The organism is Citrobacter sp. U14242 (genome assembly GCF_046555775.1).
GTDB lineage: Bacteria > Pseudomonadota > Gammaproteobacteria > Enterobacterales > Enterobacteriaceae > Citrobacter.
The window spans coordinates 201956-226191 of the sequence record NZ_JBKGLW010000001.1; the positions used below are offsets into that span (position 1 = coordinate 201956).

Here is a 24236-nt window from a genome sequence, read left to right on the forward strand (position 1 = left end):
CCGTTCCATAGACAAACGCTATCAGAGAAATCAACTTCACCCATTAAAATGAATTTGATAATCATTCTCAACAGGCGTAGCTTGAAACATAGCAAAGGCTATGTTTCTGAGGCACTAAAATGACTAACGATCGCGTTGAGAGTAGCAGTGGACGGGCAGCGCGCAAGTTGAAGCTCGCATTAATGGGACCTGCGTTCATCGCGGCTATCGGATATATCGATCCCGGTAACTTTGCTACGAATATCCAGGCAGGGGCCAGCTTTGGCTACAAACTGTTGTGGGTTGTGGTCTGGGCAAATCTGATGGCGATGCTGATTCAGGTGCTGTCGGCCAAGCTTGGCATTGCCACCGGCAAAAACCTGGCGGAACAGATCCGTGATCACTATCCTCGTCCAGTGGTTTGGTTTTACTGGGTACAGGCCGAAATTATTGCGATGGCGACCGATCTTGCAGAATTTATTGGCGCTGCGATTGGCTTTAAACTTATCCTTGGCGTTTCGCTGCTGCAGGGGGCTGTGCTCACTGGTATTGCGACATTTTTAATTCTGATGCTGCAGCGTCGCGGGCAAAAACCCCTGGAAAAAGTGATCGGCGGTTTGTTGTTGTTCGTGGCAGCGGCATATATTGTCGAGCTGATTTTTTCCCAACCGAACCTTGCGCAGCTTAGCAAAGGGATGGTTATACCGAGCCTGCCCAATTCCGAAGCGGTGTTCCTGGCGGCCGGTGTGCTTGGTGCCACCATCATGCCGCACGTCATTTATCTGCACTCCTCCTTAACCCAGCATTTGCACGGTGGTACGCGCCAACAGCGTTACGCAGCGACGAAATGGGATGTGGCAATCGCCATGACGATTGCCGGATTTGTGAATCTGGCAATGATGGCGACAGCGGCAGCCGCGTTTCACTTTAGCGGGCATACCGGTATTGCAGACCTGGACCAGGCCTATCTGACGCTTGAACCGCTGCTGAGTCATGCTGCGGCTACCGTATTTGGTTTAAGCCTGGTGGCAGCAGGGCTTTCCTCTACTGTGGTTGGCACGCTGGCGGGGCAGGTGGTTATGCAAGGGTTTATCCGCTTTCATATCCCGCTCTGGGTGCGCCGTACCGTCACCATGATGCCGTCATTTATCGTCATCCTGATGGGCCTCGATCCCACCCGTATTCTGGTCATGAGTCAGGTACTACTGAGTTTCGGTATCGCGCTGGCGCTGGTACCACTCCTGATATTCACCAGCAACAGTACGTTAATGGGGGATTTGGTTAACACTGTCTGGGTTAAATATGTTGGCTGGGTGATTGTGGTGCTGGTGGTGGCGCTGAATATCTGGTTGCTCGTCGGGACCGCGCTCGGACTGTAACAGGGATTTCATCTGCTGTGGTTACCCGGTCAAGCCGGGCAACCCTCATGATTATTTTTTATTTAAGTGGCTACGGTATGTATCAAGTACCACTGCAACGATTATTACGGCTCCTGTTATAAAACGTTTTGTCGGCTCGCTTGCGCCAATTTGCGCCAGTCCCGCCGCCAGAACGGAAATAATCAACGCGCCAAGAAACGTACAGATAATAGAGCCACGTCCTCCCATCAGGCTCGTGCCGCCAATCACAACTGCGGCAATCACCTGCAGTTCCATGCCAACGCCGCTATTGGGGTCGGCGGCTTCAAGACGGGCAACCTGAAACAGCGACGCCAGGCCGGATAATCCCCCCATCAAGGCAAAGACTGCGACCTTATAAGGACCTGGATTTATACCTGACAATCGAACGGCTTCTTCATTGGTGCCAATACCGATCAAATGGCGACCAAATACGGTTCGCGTCAGTACCAGATGCCCTGCAACAATGACAACGATCGCGATAATAAAAGAAGGGGAGACACCAAAGAGAATGGGGTCGGCTAAATAATCATAAATAGAACCGATATACGCGGTCCGCGAGTCAGTTAACTGATACGCTGCTCCACGGGCCATTTCCAGAACGCCCAGTGAGACGATAAACGCCGGAATACGCCAGGCAACGGTAATCAGGCCCGTTAACGCTCCAACGAATGTGGCGAGTGCTACGCCTGAAAGCGCGGCAAGCCAGGGCGTCCAATGAAAATTTAAATAGGTGACGCTGACGACTGCAGCAGCAAGCGCCAGCAACGATCCAACGGAAAGGTCGATGCCGGCAATGATTAAGATAAATGTCATCCCCACCGACATAACGATTAAATCGGGGATCTGATTCGCAATAGTGCTGAAAGTGTTCATGCTCCAGAAATGAGAACTGAGGCATGAAAATAGGACGATCATTGCGGCTAACGCCCCGAGCAACCCGATATAGCTACTTAGGCCTTTCCATGACGTCGGTGTATTTCTTTTCTCTGCTGCCGCTTGTTTTGTCGCAAAATTGTTTTTCATCTTTTATCCCCGGCTACTCGCTGACAGTCTCTTCTGAATGCTGATAGGCCGAAAATGCAGCCGCTAAAATGCGATCCTGGCTCCAGTTATCACGTGTAAATGTGTTCACTAACTTGCCATCGGAAATGACCGCAATACGATCGCAAACCAGCATCAGTTCGCGTAGGTCACTGGAAACGACAACAACGCCTTTTCCCTTCGCCGTTAACGTATTCAGCAATTGATAAATATCTTGTTTGGCACCTACATCAATACCGCGAGTCGGCTCATCAAATAAGACGACTTCACAGTCTCGTTCCAGCCACCGGCTAATGAGAACTTTCTGCTGATTACCACCTGACAGGCTTTCCACGGCCTGTGAGGTATTCGTTGTACGAACGCCTAAACTTTTGATGTGCTTATTCGCTAATGTGGTTTCACTCAATGCGTTAACGACCGACAGATGGCTAATTTTCTCGCTGTTACCCAACGAGATATTTGCGGCAACCGACTGTGGTAGCAGAAGCCCTTCACCTTTACGATCCTCCGTGACTAAGGCGATACCGTGTCGGATAGCTTGTGCAGGCGAACGGATCACCACCGGTTTTAGTGGAGTACCAATCAGTAATGTGCCACTGTCTATTTTGTCCGCGCCAAAAATAGCGCGTAGCAGCTCGGTCCTGCCAGAGCCGACAAGGCCACTAATGCCGAGCACTTCGCCACTGTGCAAGGTAAACGACGTGTCCCGAATGATTTTTCCACGCTTAAAATTTTCCACTTTCAGGATGGGTTGACCGGCCTGGCGTCCACTTAAATCAAATGAACTTTCTAAATCGCGGCCGACCATCAACGAAACAAGTTGATCGCTGGTATAACGTTTAATATCGTCCACGCAGACCAAATGACCATCACGTAGCACCGCGATGTCATCAGCAATCATCGCAAGCTCATCCAGTCGGTGAGAAATATAAATTATTGAAACGCCTCGGGCTTTGAAGATTGCTATTTGTTTAAACAGCAGTTCGACCTCACGACTACTGAGCATGGCCGTCGGTTCATCCAGAATAAGTATCCGGCTTTCACCAATCAGGTTTCTGGCGATTTCGATCATCTGCTGGTGACCAATCCCCAATTCGCCCACCAGCGTATTTGGATCGACGGATTGCAGCCCAACCATTGCCATTACCGGACGGGCCATTTCTACGAGCTTTTTTCGATCGATCCAGCCGAATCGATGCGGAAGTTGTTCGAGAAATAAGTTCTCTGCAACCGACAACGTAGGCAGTAAATTGAGTTCTTGCATAACCATGCGAACACCCAGCTTTTCCGCCTCTTTTCGGCTCGCAGGTGCGTAAGGCTGCCCCTGATAAACCATTTTCCCGGTCGTTGCGTTGGTTAACCCGCCGATAATTTTTGATAACGTACTTTTCCCGGCACCGTTTTCTCCCGTCAGGGCCAGTACTTTTCCTGGATATAATGCTAGCGTCACATCCACCAAAACAGGTTCACTGTAGGTTTTACCTACCCCCTGTATTGTGAGGATTTCTTGCCCACTTTTCATATTCTGGCCTTATCCGGTAAGCCGCTCTGATACTCAACTGATGCCAGTACCACAGCGGCGCACTGTTATCCGCTTATTGTTTGACGATCAGTTTTATTGGGGTTTCTACGTTGCTGGAGAGCTCACTCTGTTTTTTGCCATTTTTTAAGGCATCAAGGGCAGCATCAATACCAAATACAGCTTGTTGAGAGGCAAATTGGTCCGCAGTTGCTAAAACACGACCGTCATTTAACATAGGCTTAATTGCTTCGATATTGTCATAGCCGACAACCAGAACCTGTCCTTTTTTTCCGGCAGAGCGGATGGCGGAAACGGCACCTAATGCCATATTATCGTTATCGGCTAACAGTGCTTTGATATCAGGATACTCACTTAACATTGCCGCCGCGACCGCATTGGCGTTGTTAATTTCCCATTGGCCAGATTGAACAGAAACGACTTTCATGCCACCCTGCGCCATTGCATTTTGGAAGCCCAGAGTACGTTGCTGAGAGTTGCTGGAGGTAGGGATGCCTTCAATAATGCCAACCTGATCGCCGGCCTTAAGATGCTTCGCTAAATAATCGCCAATTTCTTTTGCACCTTTTTGGTTATCCGGGCCAACAAAAGGAATATTCAGGTTTTTATCTTTAAGTACACCGTCATCAAATTTGTTATCAATGTTGATGACAATAATACCTGCATCAATTGCCTTCTTAATGACCGGTACAAGGGCTTTCGAGTCTGATGGCGCAATGATAATCGCATCGGCTTTTGAGACAATCATTTGTTCAACGATCTGGATTTGATTTGCCGTATCCGTTTCGTTTTTGATGCCGTTAGAAATCAAATCAAACTTGTCAGCATTTTTTTTCTGATACTCTTTTGCTCCGGTTTCCATGGTCAGGAAAAACTCATTTGCCAGTGACTTCATCACCAGCGCGACTTTAGGTTTATGCGTCTGAGTATCGGCGGCAAAAGCGGGGGCGGTGAAAGTGGCGGAAAGCGCTAAACCAACTGTGGCACCGATAACACGATAAAACATTTTATTTTTCATGAGATTATCCTATAGGTGTAGGGGGCTGAATGATGCTCTAAACAGCTACTGCATACGATGATAAACGAGTGAATTGTTGGGCATGTTTGATGCACCTTTACGTTCAACTTTCAACGATGCAAACGCAGAAGCGTACTGCGCTGCATTGATGAGTCCTTTACCGTTTGCAATGCATGCAGCCAGTGCCCCGGTAAAGGCATCGCCTGCTCCACTGGTATCGACCACGGCTGATTTATAGGCAGGAATATGCGTGAAAACTGTGCCATCAAAGATCAGACAACCGTCGCTACCTAACGTGATAATGACGCATTTTGCGCCTTGCACATAAATGCTCCTGGCGGCATTTTTGGCCGAATAGATATCAATAATGTTGATACCAGATAACGCTTCAGCTTCAATTCTGTTTGGCGTAATAATGTCAATTAAATGCAATATTTCTTTGATCTCTGAAACATAAGGCGCCGGGTTCAGGACAACCAGCGATTTTCCCAGTTTTGCCTGCATGATAGCGAAACGCGTGATCGGGAAATTGTTCTCCAGTTGGGTTAAAAAAACTTTGCAATTACGGATGGTATCAATATCCAATAGAATATCTTCCTGGGTAAATGTTTCATTGGCCCCAAGATCGATACTGATCATATTGTCACCCGTGGCTCCTGAAACCCATACCATTGCAATGCCCGTGGATGACATTTCATTTTCAAAAAAAGAAAAAGAAGAAATTTCAGTGTTGGTTAAATATCTTTTGGCTTTTTTTGAAAATTCATCGGCTCCTAACTTAACGGTGAGATGAACATTGTTATTGATTTTAGCTGCGGCAACCGCCTGGTTTGTGCCTTTTCCTCCGGCATAAAAACGGGTGGCAGAGGCTCGGATGGTCTGGCCAATCTGAGGAAATGTCGTCGTTTCAGAAACAATATCTATATTAAATGAACCAAGTATGTAAATGCTATCATCTATATAGCTATTTTGTTTGGCGTGAGTAGAAACCGATACAATTTCTTCTCTGTGGCTTTTGAACCCATTCAATATGGTGTTGGTGAAAGACTGTTCAAATAATGATTCATCAGATGCGCTTTTTAATTGCGCACCACCATGAAATAACGAGAAAAGGCTATTCTGACTTAATTCATTTAAGTCATTACGGATCGTGCGAGTTGTGACAGATAATTCCTTTGCTAATTCACTAACATAAACCTTTTTATCGGTGACTAACTTAACCCGAATGGCCTTTTGTCGTTCTTGTTTTTTCATTAGCGCTCACCCCAGGTTTTATAATATTAAATTAATGTTAATATTTATCGCGCAAAGTTCAAAAAAAACACGATAAATCGGAATTTTTTTTTCCGATTTTGCGAATTTGTGAAATGAACAGGAAATTTACGGGAAAGCAGGGGAGAGCGGATGTGAACGCTCGTCATCTGGCGATTGACAAAGCGTGATGCAAAAAGGGCCTATGCATAGACACAGGCCCTGGGTAACTCGATGATTTGTGTGAACAGTACTCCCCGTATGATGGGGATTTTTTACATTAATGGTGGTGCCCGTGGCCACGTCCACGCCCGCGATGGTCATCGCGATCGTTCCAGCCTTCACGATAGCCACGCTCATAAGCTTTGCGCTTATCCCAGCCGCGATGATAACCGTTGTCATGACGCCACCAACGATTTTTACGCCATTCATAATTATGGTGCCAGTAATCCCGGTCACGCCAGCGTCCACCGTCCCAGTAGTTGCCGTAGTTATCGCGATCGCCAATTTGTAATTTAATTGACGGCAGCAGGGTTATTTCGCCAGCGTTTGCGGCCAGCGGTGCAAAAGCCAATAAGACTGCCGCCAGAATCAATGACCTGAACATTCTTTCTCTCCTTCACGATCGAGCCGTAGCCGGCCTGTTAACGCAATATTACGGGGCAGTAAAGCCCCGTTTCATCGCCTTAACTCTTAAATGATCTGAGAGAGCACTTTTTGTTAATAAATGTGTCTTTATTTCCATCAACCCAGGATGGTGTCGATCTCCGCACACTCTTCGGGAGAGAAATGACGGTTTGCCAGCATGCCAACGGCATCTTCAATTTGCGCAGGTTTGCTGGCGCCAATCAGTACTGATGTCACTTTATCATCGCGAAGAACCCAGGCTAACGCCATCTGGGACAGTTTTTGGCCCCGGCGCCCGGCCAGCGCATTCAGGGCACGGACTTTTTCCAGTTTTTGTGGGGTGATCTGGTCTGGGTTGAGAAAACGACTGGCACTTGCTGCCCGGGAATCCGCCGGAATACCGTTCAGATAGCGGTCAGTTAATTGCCCGCCAGCCAGTGGGGAAAAGGCGATACTGCCAACACCTTTCTCCTGTAAAAGTGACAACAGTCCCCCCTCAACCTCGCGCTCAAACATGGAATATTTCGGCTGGTGGATGAGACATGGTGTCCCTAAATCATCGAGTATTTCGATCGCCTGTCTGGCGAGATCCGTCGGATAGTTAGAGAGTCCTGCGTACAACGCTTTCCCCTGACGCACAATATGATCCAGCGCTTTCATGGTTTCTCTGAGCGGTGTTTGGGGATCGGGGCGGTGGTGATAGAAGATATCAACATACTCCAGCCCCATACGTTTCAGGCTTTGATCGAGGCTGGCAATAAGGTACTTGCGCGACCCCCAGTCACCGTAGGGACCTTCCCACATGGTATAGCCCGCTTTGGTCGAGATTATCAGTTCATCCCGGTACGATAAAAAATCTTCCTGCAGGATTCGACCGAAGTTTCGTTCAGCCGAACCTGGCGGCGGACCGTAGTTATTCGCCAGATCAAAATGGCTGATCCCCAGATCGAAGGCGCGCTGTAATAAGGCCCGGCTGTTTTCGACCTGAGTAGTATCACCAAAATTGTGCCACAGACCCAGGGAGACAATCGGCAGTTTGAGCCCGCTCTGACCGCAGTGGCGGTATTCCATCGTGTGATAGCGATTTTCGTTAGCCTGATAAACCATGTCGCCTCCTTCCAGAATATTTGTGTTTTTCAGTGTATACGGTTACACAATCGATTCTTCAAGGAAATTTTATTCGCCAAAACTGTACATCCTGCTTTCCACCCCTTCACGGCGACATTCCTGGACAGTCATCACAGTTCTTCGATACTCAACATGAGGTTACCGTCAGAAGGATAGCTGTCATGCAAACCCCGTATTCTATTGCTGATTATCTGCTGGACAGGCTGGCAGGCTGTGGCATTGACCATCTGTTTGGTGTGCCGGGCGATTACAATTTGCAGTTTCTTGACCACGTTATTGACCACTCAAGTGTGCGTTGGGTCGGATGTGCGAATGAATTGAATGCGGCGTATGCCGCGGATGGCTACGCCCGGGTAGTCGGAGCGGGCGCGCTGCTGACCACTTTTGGTGTGGGCGAATTAAGCGCAATTAATGGCATTGCAGGAAGTTACGCAGAATACGTTCCTGTCCTGCATATTGTCGGGGCCCCATGTCGCAGCGCTCAGCGTCGTGGCGAGTTAATGCATCACACCCTTGGCGACGGTGACTTTGAGCATTTCTACCGTATGCAACAGTCAGTGACGGTAGCCAGTGCAGTGCTGGATGAACAAAATGCCTGCTATGAAATTGATAGTGTGCTGCAGGCGATGTTAACCGAAAGACGACCGGGTTATCTGATGCTACCTGCTGATGTTGCGAAACAGCCTGCTACACCACCGAGTGACATACTTATTGTTCCCTTGAGCGAGCCGGAAAGAAGTGTCGCTGCTGCGTTTCGCTATCATGCGCGTGAGCAGTTGCTGGACAGTTCGCGAGTGTCGCTATTAGCCGATTTTCTCGCGCTACGCTTTGGCTTGCAGCCCGTTTTACAACGCTGGATGACAGAAACGCCGATGGCTCATGCCACGCTGTTGATGGGCAAAGGATTGTTTGACGAGCGACATCCGGCGTTTGTTGGCACATACAGTGCGGGGGCCAGCAGTGATTATGTGCGCCAGGCGATAGAAGATGCCGATACGATTATTTGCGTCGGTACCCAGTTTGTTGACACGCTGACTGCCGGGTTTACGCAAAACGTACCTCTCGAGCGAACTATTGAGGTTCAACCTCATGCGTCGCGGGTTGGAGGGAGCTGGTTTAACATCCCTATGGAACAGGCGGTCACTACGCTACGGGAACTGTGCCTGGAAATGTCGTTTTCGCTTCCGCCTGAACGTCCTTGTGCCGGGCGTCTGCAGGTTGAGAAAGGCCCTCTGACGCAGGGGAATTTCTGGCATACGGTGCAACAGTATCTGGCCCCCGACGACATTATTCTTGTCGATCAGGGGACCGCAGCATTTGGCGCAGCTGCGCTGTCGCTTCCTGCCGGGGCGGAGGTACTGGTCCAGCCGCTGTGGGGGTCAATCGGTTACGCTTTGCCTGCTGCTTTCGGGGCGCAAACGGCCTTCCCGCACCGTAGGGTGATCCTGATTATTGGCGATGGCGCGGCACAGCTCACCATTCAGGAATTGGGTACCATGCTTAGAGACGGGCAAACTCCTGTTATTTTACTGCTCAATAATGACGGTTATACCGTGGAACGTGCCATTCATGGCGCGAACCAACGATACAATGATATCGCCGGATGGAGCTGGACGCTGGTGCCACAGGCGCTAAGTCGTGAATGCCAGGCGGAATGCTGGCGTGTGAAGCAGGCTGTCCAACTGGAAGAGGTTCTGGCTCGTCTGGTAAAACCGCAACGCCTCTCGTTGATCGAGGTGGTGTTGCCGAAAGCTGACCTTCCTGAACTCTTGCGCACGGTGACCCGTGCGCTGGAATCCCGTAACGGGGGGTAGCTACTTATCGGGACGGTCAGCAATCATCATTGGTTTTCCGGCTAATAGCAGCCAGGCCGGAAGCATAACGATGCACAACAGCGGTAGTAGGGTGGTGTCCGGCACCACCACAGCCGCCATAAACAGGCTCAGCCATGCATCACGAGTGACGACCAGTACCAGTCCCATAATGGCGCAGGAGACCGTAATCGCGGCAGGAACGGCTTCGACATGGGCGTGCAGCATCAGCCCCAGCGCGACGCCAACGAATACCGCGGGGAAAATCCGCCCACCGCGAAAACCACTCGCTGCAGCCACGACCAACGCTGCCAGCTTTATCACCGCCAGCATGAAATAGTCTGAGGCTCCCAGCGTCTGGCTAAATGCCATTTGCTGCATCTCATCCAGGCCCTTAAACAGGGTCAGTGGTCCTCCGATAACACCCAGAATACCAAGGATAAAGCCTCCAACGCCGAGGATCAGCACCGGGTGTTTCAGGCGATGTATCAGATGGTGCAAACGAGGCAGGCACCACACGGCCACCATCCCCGCTGCGATAGCAATGGCAGCAACGACCGCGCCGCTGAAGATATCGACCAGATGCATCTGCGTATAGTGCGTGATGGGCAATGAAAAGTGGGGATGAAAGAACAGGCTGGTGGTGAGTGATCCTGCCGCGGCGGCCATTAACGGTGCGAACAGACGGTCCCATAGGGGGACATCGTTGGAGCTGTTCAGCGTTTGCGAAAAGACCAGCGCAGCGGCAACTGGGGTGCCAAATAGCGCCCCGATGGTGCCAGCAGAGGCGAGGATGGTCCAGTCCAGCTTTGCAATTCGCGGAAACATGCGGCTACCTATCGCCACTGCCAGCGCAATGTTAACGGTCATGATGGGGTGCTCTGGGCCCAAACTGACGCCACCCGCGAGGCCAACAATCAGGGCGGCCAGCAGTCCTGGCAACGCAGAGGTCGAGACGGGCATACCGATTAAGGGTTCGCAGGCTGGGTCAGGGCCAGCATGACCATGACTGTAGCGGATGATGAGCCCGACCATGACCCCGGTAAGCGTGAGCATAGCAATAATCCAGAATGGAGAATCCTGGGCAATACCGATGCTTATGGGCAGACGTTCCCACAAAAATTGCTGTAAAACGGAAGCCACTTTCATCACAGCAATCAGCACCAGACTGGACGCTACACCAATCAGTAACGCAGGTGTTGATAGCAAGAGCATCGTTCTGGCTCGCGGATGGAGCATTTTCTATTCCTTAATGCAGAGTCATAGAGGTAGTTTGCACAGCCTGCCCAACGGCATCGCTGCAAATGGTGCTGAAACGATAAAGTAATTCTGTGACCTGGATCGATATTCCACGGGCATCAGCCTTCAGGGCGTTGTTGTTATGCCCCCATGAATTTACAGTGTGGCAAAGATTTATTCTGACTTTAGCGGAGCCGTGGAAGAATGACAAAATATGCTTTAGTGGGTGATGTTGGCGGCACCAATGCGCGTCTTGCACTGTGCGATATCGCCAGTGGCGAGATTTCGCAAGCGAAAACCTATTCCGGGCTGGATTACCCAAGCCTTGAAGCCGTTGTGCGCGTGTACCTGGATGAGCATAGCGTTAGCGTCAAAGATGGCTGTATCGCCATTGCCTGCCCAATAACCGGCGACTGGGTGGCCATGACCAACCATACCTGGGCATTTTCTATTGCTGAGATGAAAAAGAATCTGGGCTTTAGCCATCTGGAAATCATCAACGATTTCACTGCCGTATCAATGGCAATCCCAATGCTGAAAAAAGAGCATTTGATCCAGTTTGGCGGCGCTGAGCCTGTCGAGGGCAAACCTATTGCAGTCTATGGCGCGGGCACCGGTCTTGGCGTGGCACATCTGGTACATGTGGATAAACGCTGGGTGAGCCTGCCAGGCGAGGGGGGGCATGTAGATTTTGCGCCGAACAGCGAGGAAGAAGCGATTATCCTGGAAGTGTTGAGGGCTGAGATTGGCCACGTTTCTGCGGAGCGCGTGCTGTCCGGTCCTGGGCTGGTAAATCTGTATCGCGCGATTGTGAAATCCGACGGACGTCTGCCGGAAAATCTGCAACCGAAAGATATTACGGAACGCGCACTGGCCGATTCCTGTATTGATTGTCGTCGTGCACTGTCGCTGTTTTGCGTCATCATGGGCCGGTTTGGCGGCGATCTGGCATTAACGCTAGGGACGTTTGGCGGGGTGTACATTGCCGGTGGCATAGTGCCGCGCTTCCTGGAATTCTTTAAAGCGTCGGGTTTTCGCGGTGGTTTTGAGGATAAAGGGCGTTTTAAAGCCTATGTGCAGGATATTCCGGTATATCTTATTGTGCATGATAATCCAGGTCTGCTTGGTTCCGGCGCGCATTTACGCCAGACGCTGGGGCACATTCTGTAAGACTTGTGCCGGATAGCGCTTTGCGCTTATCCGGCCCATACATCCCGCAAAGCCGCGCTTCTGACGCGGTTTTTTTATGTCCGCCGTCCCCCTTTCCGACCTTCGTCACATTTCCGAATGACGGGATTATTTATCCAGTAAAAGCATTATTTGTCTGATAACGGTTGTTACTTTTCCCGGACCATAATTTCACTCGTTTACTATTACGAGGAAATGATTATGAGCAAAAAACTGATTGCCGTATGCGCGTGCCCAATGGGGCTGGCTCACACCTTTATGGCGGCTCAGGCGCTGGAGGAAGCGGCGGTTGAAGCAGGCTATGAAGTGAAAATTGAAACCCAGGGTGCTGATGGTATTCAAAACCGTCTGACGCCGCAGGACATCGCGGAGGCGACGTTAATTATCCATTCTGTTGCCGTCACCCCGGAAGATAACGAGCGTTTTGAAACGCGCGATGTGTATGAAATTACGTTGCAGGACGCGATCAAAAATGCTGCTGGCATCATTAAAGAGATCGAAGAGATGGTTGCCGCAGAACAACAATAATTGTCTACAGGGAATCACGTATGGCCATTAAAAAACGCAGTGCAACCGTTGTGCCTGGCGCATCTGGTGCGGCAGCGGCAATAAAAAATCCACCGGCCTCCCGCAATAGCTTCTGGGGCGAACTTCCACAACATGTGATGTCGGGTATTTCACGCATGGTGCCGACGTTAATTATGGGCGGGGTCATTCTCGCCTTCTCGCAACTGATCGCCTATAGCTGGCTCGATATTCCTGCTGACACTGGCATCATGGATGCGCTGAACAGCGGAAAATTCTCCGGTTTTAATCTCTCATTACTGAAATTTGCCTGGCTGTCGCAATCTTTTGGCGGCGTGTTGTTTGGTTTTGCTATTCCGATGTTTGCCGCCTTCGTCGCCAACTCTATCGGCGGCAAGCTGGCATTTCCAGCGGGGTTCATCGGCGGTCTGATGTCCACCCAGCCCACGCAGGTACTGAATTTTGACCCAGCGACGCTGCAATGGGCAACCAGTGCTCCCGTCCCGTCAACCTTTATTGGCGCGCTGATTATCTCGATTATAGCTGGGTATCTGGTGAAGTGGATGAACCAGAAAATCCAGTTGCCTGATTTCCTGCTGGCGTTCAAAACCACCTTTTTACTGCCCATTCTTTCTGCCATTTTTGTCATGCTGGCGATGTACTACGTGATAACGCCGTTTGGCGGCTGGATCAACGGTGGAATTCGTACTTTGCTGACGGCGGCCGGAGAGAAAGGCACGCTGATGTATGCAATGGGTATTTCCGCGGCAACGGCGATTGACCTCGGCGGCCCCATCAATAAGGCCGCAGGGTTCGTTGCCTTCAGCTTTACCACCGATCACGTTCTGCCGGTAACTGCGCGCGCTATTGCGATTGTGATCCCTCCAATTGGGCTCGGGCTGGCCACGCTTCTCGATCGTCGCTTAACCGGTCAGCGCCTGTTCAGCGCACAGCTCTACCCACAGGGGAAAACGGCGATGTTCCTCGCGTTTATGGGCATCAGCGAAGGGGCGATCCCGTTTGCGCTGGAGAGCCCCATCACGGCAATTCCTTCCTATATGGTTGGCGCCATTGTTGGATCGACGGTTGCCGTCTGGCTGGGCGCGGTGCAGTGGTTCCCGGAATCAGCTATCTGGGCGTGGCCGCTGGTTACTAACCTTGGCGTCTATATGGCGGGGATCCTGCTAGGTGCTGTGATTACGGCGCTGATGGTGGTGTTTCTGCGCAACATGATGTATCGCAAAGGCAAATTGCTGATTGAAAGTCTCTGATTAAAAGGATTGTGACCATGAGCTTTCTTGCTTCGCTGCGCGACTGGCTAACGGCGCAACATCTCGATGCGATGCTGCTGTCATCGCGGCAGAATAAACAGCCACATATGGGGATCTCCAGCAGTTCTGGGTTTGTGTTTATCAGCCATGAAAGCGCACATATCCTGGTCGACGCTCGTTATTACACCGATGTCGCCACGCGTACTCAGGGCTATCAGATCCATCTACTTGATGGAGCGCAGACGCTGTATTCGCGGGTGAATCACATCATTGCTAACGAAAAGCTGCAGACGGTGGGGGTCGAAGGCGAGCAGGTAAGCTGGGAAACGGCGAACACATGGTCAGGCAAACTGCGTGCCCGACTGGTGAGCGCTGTACCGGATGTGCTGCGGCAGGTAAAAACGGCGCAGGAAATTACCCGTATACGCGAAGCCTGCCGGATTGCCGATCTCAGCGCTGAACACATTCGTCGTTATATTCAGCCGGGGCTCAGTGAGCGTGAAATTGCCGCCGAGCTGGAGTGGTTTATGCGCACGCTTGGTGCGGAAAAAGCGTCTTTTGACACCATTGTCGCCAGCGGCTGGCGCGGCGCGCTGCCGCACGGAAAAGCGAGCGACAAGGTTGTCGAAGCAGGCGAGTTCATCACGCTGGATTTTGGCGCGCAGTACCAGGGCTATTGTTCGGATATGACGCGAACCTTTCGCATCCCCGACACCAATCAGCCTGCTGAAGAAAGTGCGCTGTTTTCCGTGTATCAGATTGTCCTTGCGGCGCAACGTGCGGCGGTGGCGGCAATTCGACCAGGCGCGCGCTGCAATGAGGTGGACGCTGCGGCCCGGCGGGTCATTACGTTGGCGGGCTATGGCGATGAGTTTGGTCACAATACAGGACATGCTATTGGCATTGAGGTGCATGAAAACCCACGCTTCTCTCCCTCTGACTCGACGCCTCTGGCGGCTGGCATGCTGCTCACCGTTGAACCGGGTATTTATCTGCCGGGGCAGGGAGGCGTGCGTATTGAGGATGTCGTGCTGGTTACGCCAGACGGTGGAGAGGTGCTCTACAGCATGCCAAAAACATTGTTACACACGGGAGAGGCGTAATGGACTTATCGCTATTGAAGGCTCTGAGCGAGGCGGACGCGATCGCCTCTTCAGAACAGGAAGTGCGCCAGATCCTGCTCGAAGAAGTGGATCGTCTGCATAAAGAGGTGCGCTTTGATGGCCTGGGATCGGTGCTGATCCGTCTGAATGAATCAACCGGTCCGAAGGTGATGATCTGCGCGCATATGGATGAAGTGGGATTTATCGTGCGCGGTATTTCCAGCGAAGGGGCAATCGATGTATTGCCGGTGGGAAATGTGCGTATGGCGGCCAGGCAATTGCAACCGGTGCGGATTACCACCCGTGAAGAGAGCAAAATCCCCGGACTGCTTGACGGTGAGCGCAGCGGCAATGACGTTAGCGCATTGCGGGTAGATATTGGCGCACGCTCTTATGACGAAGTGATTCAGGCCGGTGTTCGGCCAGGCGATCGCGTCACCTTCGACACGACTTTTCAGGTCCTGCCACACCAGCGGGTGATGGGCAAAGCCTTTGATGATCGACTCGGGTGCTATTTGCTGATAGCCCTGCTGCGCGAATGGCATCGTGCTGAACTGCCTTGCGAGGTCTGGCTGGTGGCCAGTTCCAGCGAAGAGGTCGGGCTGCGCGGAGGGCAAACGGCGGCGCGAGCGGTCGAACCTGATGTGGCGATTGTGCTGGATACTGCCTGCTGGGCCAAAAACTTTGATTATGGTAAAGCCAACCACCGGCAGACGGGTAAAGGCCCGATGCTGGTGCTGAGCGATAAGTCGCTTATTGCGCCGCCAAAATTAACGGCATGGATCGAAAGCATTGCCGCTGAGATAGGTATACCGCTACAGCTGGATATGTTCAGCAATGGCGGCACCGACGGCGGGGCGGTGCACGTAAGCGGCACGGGGATCCCAACGGTTGTCATGGGGCCAGCCACGCGACATGGGCACTGTGCGGCGTCGATTGCCGATTGTCGTGACATCATTCAGACGCAGCAGTTGTTGTCGGCTCTTATTTCACATCTTACGTGCGAAACCGTGGCTCATCTGACGGACTTCAGGTGCTGATTTCCCGCTAATCAGGAGTTGTTATGCTAACGATTCAATTTCTTTGCCCGTTACCCAATGGCCTGCATGCGCGTCCGGCGTGGGAGCTGAAAGAGCAGTGCAGTCAGTGGCAAAGTGAGGTGATATTTATTAACCATCGCCAGAATGCGAAGGCGGATGCGAAAAGCTCGCTGGCGCTGATTGGCACCGGGACGCTGTTTAACGACAGCTGTAGTTTAGCCATCACCGGTCGCGATGAAGAACAGGCCCGGCGAGCGTTGGAGGAGTATCTCCGGCACCGGTTTATTGACAGCGATAGCGTTCAACCGACGTCGGTGGAACTGGCGGCTCATCCGTTACCGCGTTCGCTGATTCGCCTCAACCCGGACCTGCTGTACGGCACCGTGCTGGCCGGGGGCGTGGGCGCCGGTTCGCTCACGCTTTGGCTAAGCGATAATCTGGAAAGCTATCGCGCGATTGCGGCGAGTGCAGAAGACAATACCCGGCTGGAGCACAGTCTGGCGACGCTTGCCGAACAGCTCAATCAACAGTTGCGCGAGCGCGACGGTGAGAGTAAAACCATCCTCAGCGCGCATCTGTCTCTGATTCAGGACGACGAGTTTGCCGGGAATATTCGCCGCTTAATGCTGGAGCAGCATTTGGGGCTAGGGGCGGCAATCGTCGCTAATATGGAGCAGGTGTGCGACAAGCTGTCGGCCTCTGGTAGCGATTATCTGCGCGAGCGCGTCAGCGATATCCGTGATATCAGCGAACAACTGCTGCACATCACCTGGCCTAAAAGACGTCCGCGCAATACGCTGATACTGAATGAGCCGACGATTCTGGTCGCTGAGGATTTGACGCCCAGCCAGTTTTTAAGCCTCGATTTGCAGCATCTTTCTGGCATGATCCTTGAGAAAACGGGGCGCACCTCGCATACCCTGATTCTCGCTCGCGCGTCGGCTATTCCGGTGCTTAGCGGCTTGCCTCTGGAGGCCATTAGCCGCTACACAGGGCAGTCTGCGGTACTGGATGCCCGCTGCGGGGTACTGGCCATCAATCCGGACGATGCGGTTCGCGGCTATTACACGATTGCACAGAAGCTGGCCGATGAATGCCAGCGGCGGCAGGCGCTTGATGCCGCCCAACCCGCGCTGACCAAAGATAACCAGCGCATTGACGTTGCGGCGAATATTGGCACCGGGCTGGAAGCGCCGGGGGCATTTGCCAATGGTGCGGAAGGGATTGGGCTGTTTCGTACTGAAATGCTGTTTATGGACCGCGACAGCGCTCCTGACGAGCAGGAACAGTTTGAAGCCTACCTGCAGGTCTTATTGGCCGCGGGCGACAAGCCGGTTATCTTTCGCACCATGGATATTGGCGGTGATAAGAATATCCGCTATCTCAATATTCCGCAGGAAGAAAATCCGTTCCTCGGCTACCGTGCGGTGCGGATTTATCCGGAGTTTGCCGGACTGTTTCGTACCCAACTGCGTGCCATCCTACGTGCGGCGACCTTCGGTAACGCACAGCTGATGATCCCGATGGTGCATAGCCTCGACCAGATTTTGTGGGTAAAAAGCGAACTGCAAAAAGCGCTGGTGGCGCTGAAAGAAGACGGTTTACGTCATGCTCCGACAATCTCATTGGGGATTATGGTTGAAGTGCCGTCGGTGTGTTACATCATCGACCATTTCTGTGATGAGGTGGATTTTTTCAGTATTGGTTCAAACGATATGACCCAGTACCTGTACGCCGTCGATCGTAATAACCCACGCGTTTCGCCGCTGTACAATCCGATTACACCGTCGTTCCTTCGTATGTTGCAACAGATTGTCCGCGTGGCGCACGAACGCGGTAAATGGGTGGGCATTTGTGGTGAACTGGGTGGCGAAGGACGCTATTTACCGCTGCTCCTGGGTTTAGGACTCGACGAACTGAGCATGAGTAGTCCGCGTATTCCAGCGGTGAAAAGTCAGCTTCGTCAACTGGACAGCCAGGCATGCTGTGAACTCGCCATGCAGGCCTGTGAGTGCCGTAGCGCTCAAGAGATAGAAGATTTGCTGAATCAGTTTGCGCCGCAGAAAGATGTGCGTCCGCTGCTGGCGCTGGAGAATATCTTTGTTGGCGAGACGCTGAGTAACAAAGAGCAGGTGATCCAATTCCTGTGCGGCAATCTTGGGGTAAATGGACGAACTGAACATCCGTTTGAGCTGGAAGAGGATGTCTGGCAGCGCGAAGAGATAGTCACCACCGCCGTCGGTTTTGGCGTCGCTATCCCGCATACGAAATCCCAGTGGATCCGTCATTCCAGTATCAGCATTGCCCGGCTTGCCCAGCCCGTTGACTGGCAGTCTGAGATGGGTGAGGTGGAACTGGTGATCATGCTGACGCTGGGTGCCGATGAAGGCATTAACCACGTGAAGGTCTTCTCGCAGCTGGCGCGTAAGCTCGTTAACAAGCAGTTCCGCCAATCGTTGTTTGCCGCTGAAAATGCCGACAGTATTCTGGCGCTGCTGAAGGCGGAACTGACGTTTTAAGCTTCACGGAAAGAGCGCTATCCAGCCTTGTGGCGTTGTGGTTGCAGGCTGGGTAAACGCAACCGGAAAGCGAAATCATCAATGCGGCGCGTTTTGCACCGGCAGTTTCCCGGCTCTTAACAGCGTCATCTCTTGCTTGCACAGTAGCACCACTGCCTGACGACCTTTAACACGGCGGGAGGTCAGGGCTCTTTTCACGGTCCGACGATCCGCACCTGATTCCAGCATCTGATAACACATCAGGGAGAGTGCACGTCTGTTTTTCATCGCATATTCACTTTATTGAGTAAGCCTGTGGCGTATTAAACCCGTTGATGCTGTCTCAATCAACGTGCAGACTGAAAACGTGCGCCGTACTCTCCCGGCGTCAGGCCAAACTGACGCCGGAACAGGCGGCAGAAATAATCACTGTCCTGGTATCCACATCGTTGCGCGACTTCGCTAATCGACAGATGGTATTTCTGCAAGATAATGCGCGCCTTCGCCATTCTGACCCACCGCAGATATTCGACGAACCCCATGGTGCCGTGCTGGGCAAAGACTTTTGACAGGTGATTAGGGGTGATATTAAAAAACTGCGCCACGCTTTCCCGGGTCAGCGGTTGGGCATAGTTATCCTGTACCCAATTACACATACAGTGATAGAGAAATTCAGCACGCGGACGCCCTGTGTCTGGGTGGGTATTCACCACGCTACGACAAAGATGCAGCAGGCTAAGCACCAGCGGCTGAATAATATCCTGGGCCTGAGGTGAGCGGCTTAAATGGGTTAATGCGGTGAGCATCGCCTCACCTTCGCCGCGCTGTGGATGGGGTAACTCAATACGGCGTACCGGGCGTAACAGCGATGCGGTTCGATTTTCATAAAATGAGAGCCCCAGCCAGGACGGAGAAAACACCAGGCTCAGCAGCATCACAGGTTTATCGCTGCCGGGTAGATTCGCCGCTTTCGCCGGGATAAACAGCATCTCCCCTTCTGGCAGACTATGCTGCTGTTTTTCCAACCGGTTGCTGTATTCGCCACGTAGTACGATATCGAGGCGCGGGAGGTCGATACATATACTACCGGTCGGTAATAGGGTGGGCTGGGTTGCGAACCACACGCGCCCCAGACGCTGGGGGTTTAACACCAGGCCGCTGAACAGATCGGCGAAAAACTGTTGGTCCGCGGGTAGTCCTGGCTCTTTCATCGCTTTTTCTCGGCGCTATAAGTGCATTAACTGTCTGAACTCTTTCACTTTACTCCGGCTAACCGGGATTTCAAATTCCAGATCTTTTAATCGCAAAATATAGGTGTTGTTAAACCATGGTTCGATCTCGCGGATTTTGTTCAGGTTTACGCAGAATGAGCGGTGGCAGCGGAAAAAATGTGAGGCAGGCAGTTTGCTGCAAAATTCGGTGATGTTCATCGGCATGACATACGATTCGCGCCGCGTGTAGACGAAGGTCATCTTTTCATGAGCTTCAGCGTAGTAAATATCGTTGATTGGCGTAACGATAATCCGCTCGTCTTTGATCAGGTTGATCGTATCGTTTTCACGCGTCACCGGGCTGGTCAGGAGGGCTCCTGTTTGCTGCTGTTGCCAGGCTGCCTCCAGTTTTTGCAACATGCCGACAATTCGTGATTCCTGGTACGGTTTCAGAATATAGTCAAACGCTTCCAGTTCAAAGGCTTCAACAGCGTGTTCTTTCCAGGCTGTAATAAACACAATAAAGGGCTTATGCGCAAACTGACTGATGTTCTGTGCCAACAGCACACCATCCAGTGACGGAATGTTAATATCCAGAAAAATAGCGTCAACGCGGTTGTGCTGCAGGTATTTAAGCACATCCAGACCGTCGTCAAATGTGCCGACAATCTCCATCTGGCTGTGCTCTTTTATCAGCCAGCTAAGTTCCTGTTGGGCCAGGAATTCATCTTCAACAATGATGACTTTCACAACTTTACTCCTGGTTAAAGCAATAATGTGGCCGGGGCTGCTGCAGGTGAGTGCTGGTTTGGCACGTAAAAGGCAATCTCTGTGCCAGGTTCAAGACGGCGGATATGTAGCCCTTCACCGTACAGGAGCTTAACGCGGTGATGCACATTCAACAGGCCAATTTTATTGCCCGGCATTTCATTGGACTCGACGCGTTCAATGACTTTCGGATCGATACCATGGCCGGTATCTCTGACGGCAATGCGTACCCGATTACCACATTCAGCTACGCTGATAGTGACCACACCTTTCCCTTTGCAGGGTTGGATCCCATGGACGATGGCATTCTCAACCAATGGCTGAATCAGCAGGCTGGGAATAAAACAGCTGACCTCTTCATCGATATCATAAATAACCGTCAACTTATCGCCAAAACGGGCCTGCTCAATGGCAATGTAATCCTTAATTTGATACAGCTCTTTCTTGATGTCGATCTGCTCATCATCTTTTAATTCAATATTATAGCGAAGATAGCGAGATAAATTAAAAATGAGCTGGCGTGCAGTGTCCGGGTTAAGCCGCACTGACGATGAGATCGCGTTTAGCGCGTTAAACAGAAAATGGGGATTTATTTTACTTTGTAGTGCCCGCAACTCTGCCTTATTTGCCATTTCGCGTAGCTGCTCGGCGCGGGAAACCTCAAGCTGAGTCGAGATAATTTGTGACAGACCGATAGCCATTTCTTGTAATGAAGAGGTGATCTGGTGGGCATGGCAGTAGTAGATTTTCAGTGTGCCAGTGACCACACCTTTTTCCCACAACGGTATTACCAGCATGGAGTGTATTTCCGGCGTGCGATGTGCTTCATCATTGTTCTTTATGATGATTTTTCCGTAATTTATCGCCTGCTGGGTGGTAGGGCTAACGAAATCATCGTTATCGCGGTAGTTCAGTTCGCCAACGCCGACATAGGCCAGAACGTGCTGGGTATTGGTGATCGCGACGGCATCTGCATGAATATCATGGCGAATAATTTCGCACACCTGGCGTAGCGACTCGCTATTGACCTGTCGAAAAAGCGGCAGGGTTTTGTTGGCGATATCCAGCGCCAGTTTAGCCTGTTTTGCCGCACTGGCCTCTTTCTCTCCTTCCACGCTTTGTACCAGCATGACGATAAAGCCGATACAGACGCTGCCAAGGATCATCGGGATACCGATTTTCGAGACGATATCCAGCCCCAGTTCGGTTGTGGGGGCCCAGACGACCACCAGAATCATGGTCAATGATTCGCACAGCATCCCGCCTAAAATACCGGCGCGCCAGTGTTGTGCCTTAGGGATTTTTCGGTTGATCCAACCCGCAATACAGCCAGCAAGGATACTGGTAATAAAACAGGGAAGGGCGGTAACACCTCCAATATCAATCAGATAACGGTGCGTACCCGCGATGAGTCCGGTAATGATACCGACCCATGGGCCGAACAGAATTCCTCCTGACATCACGGCAATGATACGCACGTTCACCAGTGAGCCTTCTACCGGTACACCAGACCAGGTGCTGAACAGGGCAAACATGGAGAAAATGGCAGTAACGGCGAGCAGTTCTTTCACCGAGTGAGCTGACTTGTGCAACAGTTCGCGGAACAGGCGGATACGAATCAGGAAAAACAGACAGAACAGCATCAGCGCTGCCCGATCAAAGACCGCCAGCAGCATATTGAATATTTCGTGCACAGGTGACTCTTGCGAAGGGGTTAAACCTCTATGATAGGTAACCTGAGGCAGGATGACCAGCATCCCTGTCAGCACAGGCTAATGAGGAAAAACCACAATATTAAAAGGGGATTGTTGCATGATTGTTGTATTTACAATATCTCTCCTGAGAAGGCGAACTTCAACGTAATGTATTTAACAACAAAATGTTAAAAACTGGTGATTTCATGAGGGTTGGATATTCATGAATTTCCCGTTTTAGAAAGGTAGTTCCTCTTTTATGTCGATAAAAAATATTTTGCTGTACCTCTCGACAGAAGGAAATTGTTCAGGCTATTTTCTAAACGTGCCACCATCGTGGCAGCGTCGCTCGGACGGTCCGGGCGCTAACGTACATCTGAGGATATTATGGCTGATTCCCGCCCTGAACGTCGTTTTACGCGTATTGATCGTCTTCCCCCTTACGTTTTTAACATTACCGCTGAACTGAAGATGGCTGCGCGTCGGCGCGGCGAAGATATTATCGATTTCAGCATGGGGAATCCGGATGGTGCTACGCCTCCTCACATTGTTGAAAAACTGTGTACCGTGGCGCAGCGCCCGGATACCCACGGTTATTCAACGTCGCGCGGTATTCCTCGTTTACGTCGGGCGATTTCTCGCTGGTATCAGGAACGCTATGACGTCGAGATCGATCCTGAATCCGAAGCGATTGTAACGATTGGCTCCAAAGAGGGGCTGGCTCACCTGATGTTGGCTACATTGGATCACGGCGACACGGTCCTGGTGCCGAATCCCAGTTACCCCATCCATATTTATGGTGCCGTTATCGCCGGAGCACAGGTGCGTTCCGTGCCGCTGGTGGAAGGGGTCGACTTCTTTAATGAACTGGAGCGTGCGATTCGCGAAAGCTACCCGAAACCGAAAATGATGATCTTAGGCTTCCCGTCCAACCCGACGGCGCAGTGTGTCGAGCTGGAGTTCTTCGAAAAGGTCGTTGCACTGGCTAAACGCTACGATGTGCTGGTGGTTCATGACCTGGCCTATGCCGATATTGTCTACGATGGCTGGAAAGCGCCATCGATTATGCAGGTTCCGGGTGCCCGTGATGTTGCCGTTGAATTTTTCACCTTGTCGAAAAGCTATAACATGGCGGGGTGGCGCATTGGCTTTATGGTTGGCAATAAAACGCTGGTAAACGCACTGGCGCGCATTAAGAGCTATCACGATTACGGAACATTTACACCGCTGCAGGTAGCCGCTATTGCCGCGCTGGAAGGTGATCAGCAATGCGTACGGGATATCGCTGAGCAATATAAGCGTCGTCGCGATGTGCTGGTCAAGGGGCTGCATGAAGCGGGCTGGATGATTGAAATGCCAAAAGCGTCGATGTACGTGTGGGCGAAAATTCCGGAGCAGTACGCCGCGATGGGGTCGCTTGAATTTGCCAAAAAATTGCTGAATGAGGCGAAGGTCTGTGTTTCGCCGGGGATTGGCTTTGGGGACTATGGTGATACACACGTGCGTTTTGCGCTGATTGAGAACCGTGACCGTACCCGTCAGGCAATCCGTGGGATCAAAGCCATGTTCCGCGCAGATGGTTTACTGCCGGCCAGCCCGAAATCAGCCACTGATAGTACCGACTAGCAAAACCTTTACCTTACATACGCAAACAGGAGCCAAATGGCTCCTGTTTTTTTGCTGCATCTTTCAATTTAGATCATCAGGGCAAAAGTACCGGCCCACACGATGACCATAAAAGAAATGCCCATAAAGAAATATTTCACTTTTCATCTCTCCGCATACGATGAGTACGCCTAAATGAACATATGCTTACCTGACAGAGAGCTGATGCGAGCATAAACGAAAGGGAGAATACCCCGCGTTTGCTTGGCTGCATCACCTCAGAATTCTGAGCTTTAATG

At 51.5% G+C, this 24236-nt stretch carries 21 protein-coding genes; 9 read left to right on the top strand and 12 right to left on the bottom strand.

The window, feature by feature from the left end:
• The first annotated feature begins 119 nt into the window (after positions 1-119).
• Positions 120-1358, top strand: coding sequence for an Nramp family divalent metal transporter (locus tag ACLJXE_RS00965; RefSeq protein ID WP_410749846.1), 1239 nt, complete (start codon positions 120-122; stop codon positions 1356-1358).
• 51 nt (positions 1359-1409) lie between these two features.
• Here the strand turns inward: ACLJXE_RS00965 and ACLJXE_RS00970 are convergent, their stop codons facing one another.
• The 6 genes from ACLJXE_RS00970 to mgrA form a co-directional block, all read right to left on the bottom strand.
• Positions 1410-2402: an ABC transporter permease gene (locus tag ACLJXE_RS00970; protein WP_286628983.1), complete on the bottom strand. Its 993-nt coding sequence runs from the start codon at positions 2400-2402 to the stop codon at positions 1410-1412.
• A 13-nt stretch (positions 2403-2415) separates the two neighbouring features.
• On the bottom strand, positions 2416-3942 hold the full coding sequence (locus ACLJXE_RS00975) for a sugar ABC transporter ATP-binding protein (RefSeq protein ID WP_410749847.1): 1527 nt from the start codon (positions 3940-3942) through the stop codon (positions 2416-2418).
• A 73-nt stretch (positions 3943-4015) separates the two neighbouring features.
• Entirely contained in the window at positions 4016-4978 is a 963-nt protein-coding gene (locus tag ACLJXE_RS00980; RefSeq protein ID WP_137384263.1) for a sugar ABC transporter substrate-binding protein, read from the bottom strand.
• 45 nt (positions 4979-5023) lie between these two features.
• Complete coding sequence (locus tag ACLJXE_RS00985; RefSeq protein WP_286628986.1) at positions 5024-6232, bottom strand: PfkB family carbohydrate kinase; 1209 nt, start codon at positions 6230-6232, stop codon at positions 5024-5026.
• Between the two features lie 277 nt (positions 6233-6509).
• A complete protein-coding gene (ypeC, locus tag ACLJXE_RS00990; RefSeq protein ID WP_410749848.1) occupies positions 6510-6836 on the bottom strand; it encodes a DUF2502 domain-containing protein YpeC in 327 nt (108 codons plus the stop codon).
• Positions 6837-6973: 137 nt separating this feature from the next.
• Positions 6974-7963 carry an L-glyceraldehyde 3-phosphate reductase gene (gene mgrA / locus ACLJXE_RS00995; protein ID WP_410749849.1) on the bottom strand — a complete coding sequence of 330 codons (990 nt, stop codon included), beginning with the start codon at positions 7961-7963 and terminating at the stop codon, positions 6974-6976.
• Positions 7964-8145: 182 nt separating this feature from the next.
• Here mgrA and ACLJXE_RS01000 point away from each other — a divergent pair, with 182 nt between their 5' ends.
• Entirely contained in the window at positions 8146-9798 is a 1653-nt protein-coding gene (locus tag ACLJXE_RS01000) for an alpha-keto acid decarboxylase family protein (protein WP_410749850.1), read from the top strand.
• On the opposite strand, the gene ACLJXE_RS01005 is transcribed toward ACLJXE_RS01000, so the two are convergent.
• Complete coding sequence (locus tag ACLJXE_RS01005; protein WP_410749851.1) at positions 9799-11034, bottom strand: ion channel protein; 1236 nt, start codon at positions 11032-11034, stop codon at positions 9799-9801.
• 204 nt (positions 11035-11238) lie between these two features.
• Between ACLJXE_RS01005 and glk the strand changes: the two genes are divergently transcribed.
• From glk to ptsP, 6 genes are all read left to right on the top strand, one after another.
• Entirely contained in the window at positions 11239-12204 is a 966-nt protein-coding gene (gene glk, locus ACLJXE_RS01010; protein WP_115643122.1) for a glucokinase, read from the top strand.
• 219 nt (positions 12205-12423) lie between these two features.
• Positions 12424-12750, top strand: coding sequence for a PTS fructose transporter subunit IIB (locus ACLJXE_RS01015; RefSeq protein WP_096756278.1), 327 nt, complete (start codon positions 12424-12426; stop codon positions 12748-12750).
• A 20-nt stretch (positions 12751-12770) separates the two neighbouring features.
• Entirely contained in the window at positions 12771-14018 is a 1248-nt protein-coding gene (locus tag ACLJXE_RS01020) for a PTS fructose transporter subunit IIC (RefSeq protein ID WP_410749852.1), read from the top strand.
• A gap of 17 nt (positions 14019-14035) precedes the next feature.
• Positions 14036-15121 (top strand): aminopeptidase, encoded by a 1086-nt coding sequence (ypdF, locus tag ACLJXE_RS01025; protein ID WP_410749853.1) that lies wholly within the window; start codon positions 14036-14038, stop codon positions 15119-15121.
• Complete coding sequence (ypdE, locus tag ACLJXE_RS01030) at positions 15121-16161, top strand: aminopeptidase (protein ID WP_410749854.1); 1041 nt, start codon at positions 15121-15123, stop codon at positions 16159-16161. The genes ypdF and ypdE overlap by 1 nt, the downstream gene beginning before the upstream one ends.
• A gap of 23 nt (positions 16162-16184) precedes the next feature.
• Positions 16185-18680: a phosphoenolpyruvate--protein phosphotransferase gene (gene ptsP, locus ACLJXE_RS01035; protein WP_410749855.1), complete on the top strand. Its 2496-nt coding sequence runs from the start codon at positions 16185-16187 to the stop codon at positions 18678-18680.
• Between the two features lie 78 nt (positions 18681-18758).
• Here the strand turns inward: ptsP and ACLJXE_RS01040 are convergent, their stop codons facing one another.
• From ACLJXE_RS01040 to ACLJXE_RS01055, 4 genes are read right to left on the bottom strand one after another with little or no spacing between them, the layout of a single operon-like run.
• Positions 18759-18947: a hypothetical protein gene (locus ACLJXE_RS01040; protein ID WP_410749856.1), complete on the bottom strand. Its 189-nt coding sequence runs from the start codon at positions 18945-18947 to the stop codon at positions 18759-18761.
• Positions 18948-19006: 59 nt separating this feature from the next.
• Entirely contained in the window at positions 19007-19870 is an 864-nt protein-coding gene (locus tag ACLJXE_RS01045; protein WP_410749857.1) for a helix-turn-helix transcriptional regulator, read from the bottom strand.
• A 15-nt stretch (positions 19871-19885) separates the two neighbouring features.
• Complete coding sequence (gene ypdB / locus ACLJXE_RS01050; RefSeq protein ID WP_410749858.1) at positions 19886-20620, bottom strand: two-component system response regulator YpdB; 735 nt, start codon at positions 20618-20620, stop codon at positions 19886-19888.
• Between the two features lie 14 nt (positions 20621-20634).
• Entirely contained in the window at positions 20635-22332 is a 1698-nt protein-coding gene (locus ACLJXE_RS01055) for a sensor histidine kinase (RefSeq protein ID WP_137384256.1), read from the bottom strand.
• A 387-nt stretch (positions 22333-22719) separates the two neighbouring features.
• On the opposite strand from ACLJXE_RS01055, the gene alaC reads away from it, so the two are divergent.
• Positions 22720-23958, top strand: a complete 1239-nt coding sequence (gene alaC / locus ACLJXE_RS01060) for an alanine transaminase (protein ID WP_410749859.1) — start codon at positions 22720-22722, stop codon at positions 23956-23958.
• Positions 23959-24026: 68 nt separating this feature from the next.
• On the opposite strand, the gene ypdK is transcribed toward alaC, so the two are convergent.
• A complete protein-coding gene (gene ypdK, locus ACLJXE_RS01065) occupies positions 24027-24098 on the bottom strand; it encodes a membrane protein YpdK (RefSeq protein ID WP_010723117.1) in 72 nt (23 codons plus the stop codon).
• Positions 24099-24236: the final 138 nt, after the last annotated feature.

What these genes read in the sequence shown, in the direction of transcription:
- ACLJXE_RS00965 (WP_410749846.1), top strand. Translation starts at nt 120, where the DNA reads ATGACTAACGATCGCGTTGAGAGTAGCAGTGGACGGGCAGCGCGCAAG.
- ACLJXE_RS00970 (WP_286628983.1), bottom strand. Translation starts at nt 2,402, where the DNA reads ATGAAAAACAATTTTGCGACAAAACAAGCGGCAGCAGAGAAAAGAAAT.
- ACLJXE_RS00975 (WP_410749847.1), bottom strand. Translation starts at nt 3,942, where the DNA reads ATGAAAAGTGGGCAAGAAATCCTCACAATACAGGGGGTAGGTAAAACC.
- ACLJXE_RS00980 (WP_137384263.1), bottom strand. Translation starts at nt 4,978, where the DNA reads ATGAAAAATAAAATGTTTTATCGTGTTATCGGTGCCACAGTTGGTTTA.
- ACLJXE_RS00985 (WP_286628986.1), bottom strand. Translation starts at nt 6,232, where the DNA reads ATGAAAAAACAAGAACGACAAAAGGCCATTCGGGTTAAGTTAGTCACC.
- ypeC (WP_410749848.1), bottom strand. Translation starts at nt 6,836, where the DNA reads ATGTTCAGGTCATTGATTCTGGCGGCAGTCTTATTGGCTTTTGCACCG.
- mgrA (WP_410749849.1), bottom strand. Translation starts at nt 7,963, where the DNA reads ATGGTTTATCAGGCTAACGAAAATCGCTATCACACGATGGAATACCGC.
- ACLJXE_RS01000 (WP_410749850.1), top strand. Translation starts at nt 8,146, where the DNA reads ATGCAAACCCCGTATTCTATTGCTGATTATCTGCTGGACAGGCTGGCA.
- ACLJXE_RS01005 (WP_410749851.1), bottom strand. Translation starts at nt 11,034, where the DNA reads ATGCTCCATCCGCGAGCCAGAACGATGCTCTTGCTATCAACACCTGCG.
- glk (WP_115643122.1), top strand. Translation starts at nt 11,239, where the DNA reads ATGACAAAATATGCTTTAGTGGGTGATGTTGGCGGCACCAATGCGCGT.
- ACLJXE_RS01015 (WP_096756278.1), top strand. Translation starts at nt 12,424, where the DNA reads ATGAGCAAAAAACTGATTGCCGTATGCGCGTGCCCAATGGGGCTGGCT.
- ACLJXE_RS01020 (WP_410749852.1), top strand. Translation starts at nt 12,771, where the DNA reads ATGGCCATTAAAAAACGCAGTGCAACCGTTGTGCCTGGCGCATCTGGT.
- ypdF (WP_410749853.1), top strand. Translation starts at nt 14,036, where the DNA reads ATGAGCTTTCTTGCTTCGCTGCGCGACTGGCTAACGGCGCAACATCTC.
- ypdE (WP_410749854.1), top strand. Translation starts at nt 15,121, where the DNA reads ATGGACTTATCGCTATTGAAGGCTCTGAGCGAGGCGGACGCGATCGCC.
- ptsP (WP_410749855.1), top strand. Translation starts at nt 16,185, where the DNA reads ATGCTAACGATTCAATTTCTTTGCCCGTTACCCAATGGCCTGCATGCG.
- ACLJXE_RS01040 (WP_410749856.1), bottom strand. Translation starts at nt 18,947, where the DNA reads ATGAAAAACAGACGTGCACTCTCCCTGATGTGTTATCAGATGCTGGAA.
- ACLJXE_RS01045 (WP_410749857.1), bottom strand. Translation starts at nt 19,870, where the DNA reads ATGAAAGAGCCAGGACTACCCGCGGACCAACAGTTTTTCGCCGATCTG.
- alaC (WP_410749859.1), top strand. Translation starts at nt 22,720, where the DNA reads ATGGCTGATTCCCGCCCTGAACGTCGTTTTACGCGTATTGATCGTCTT.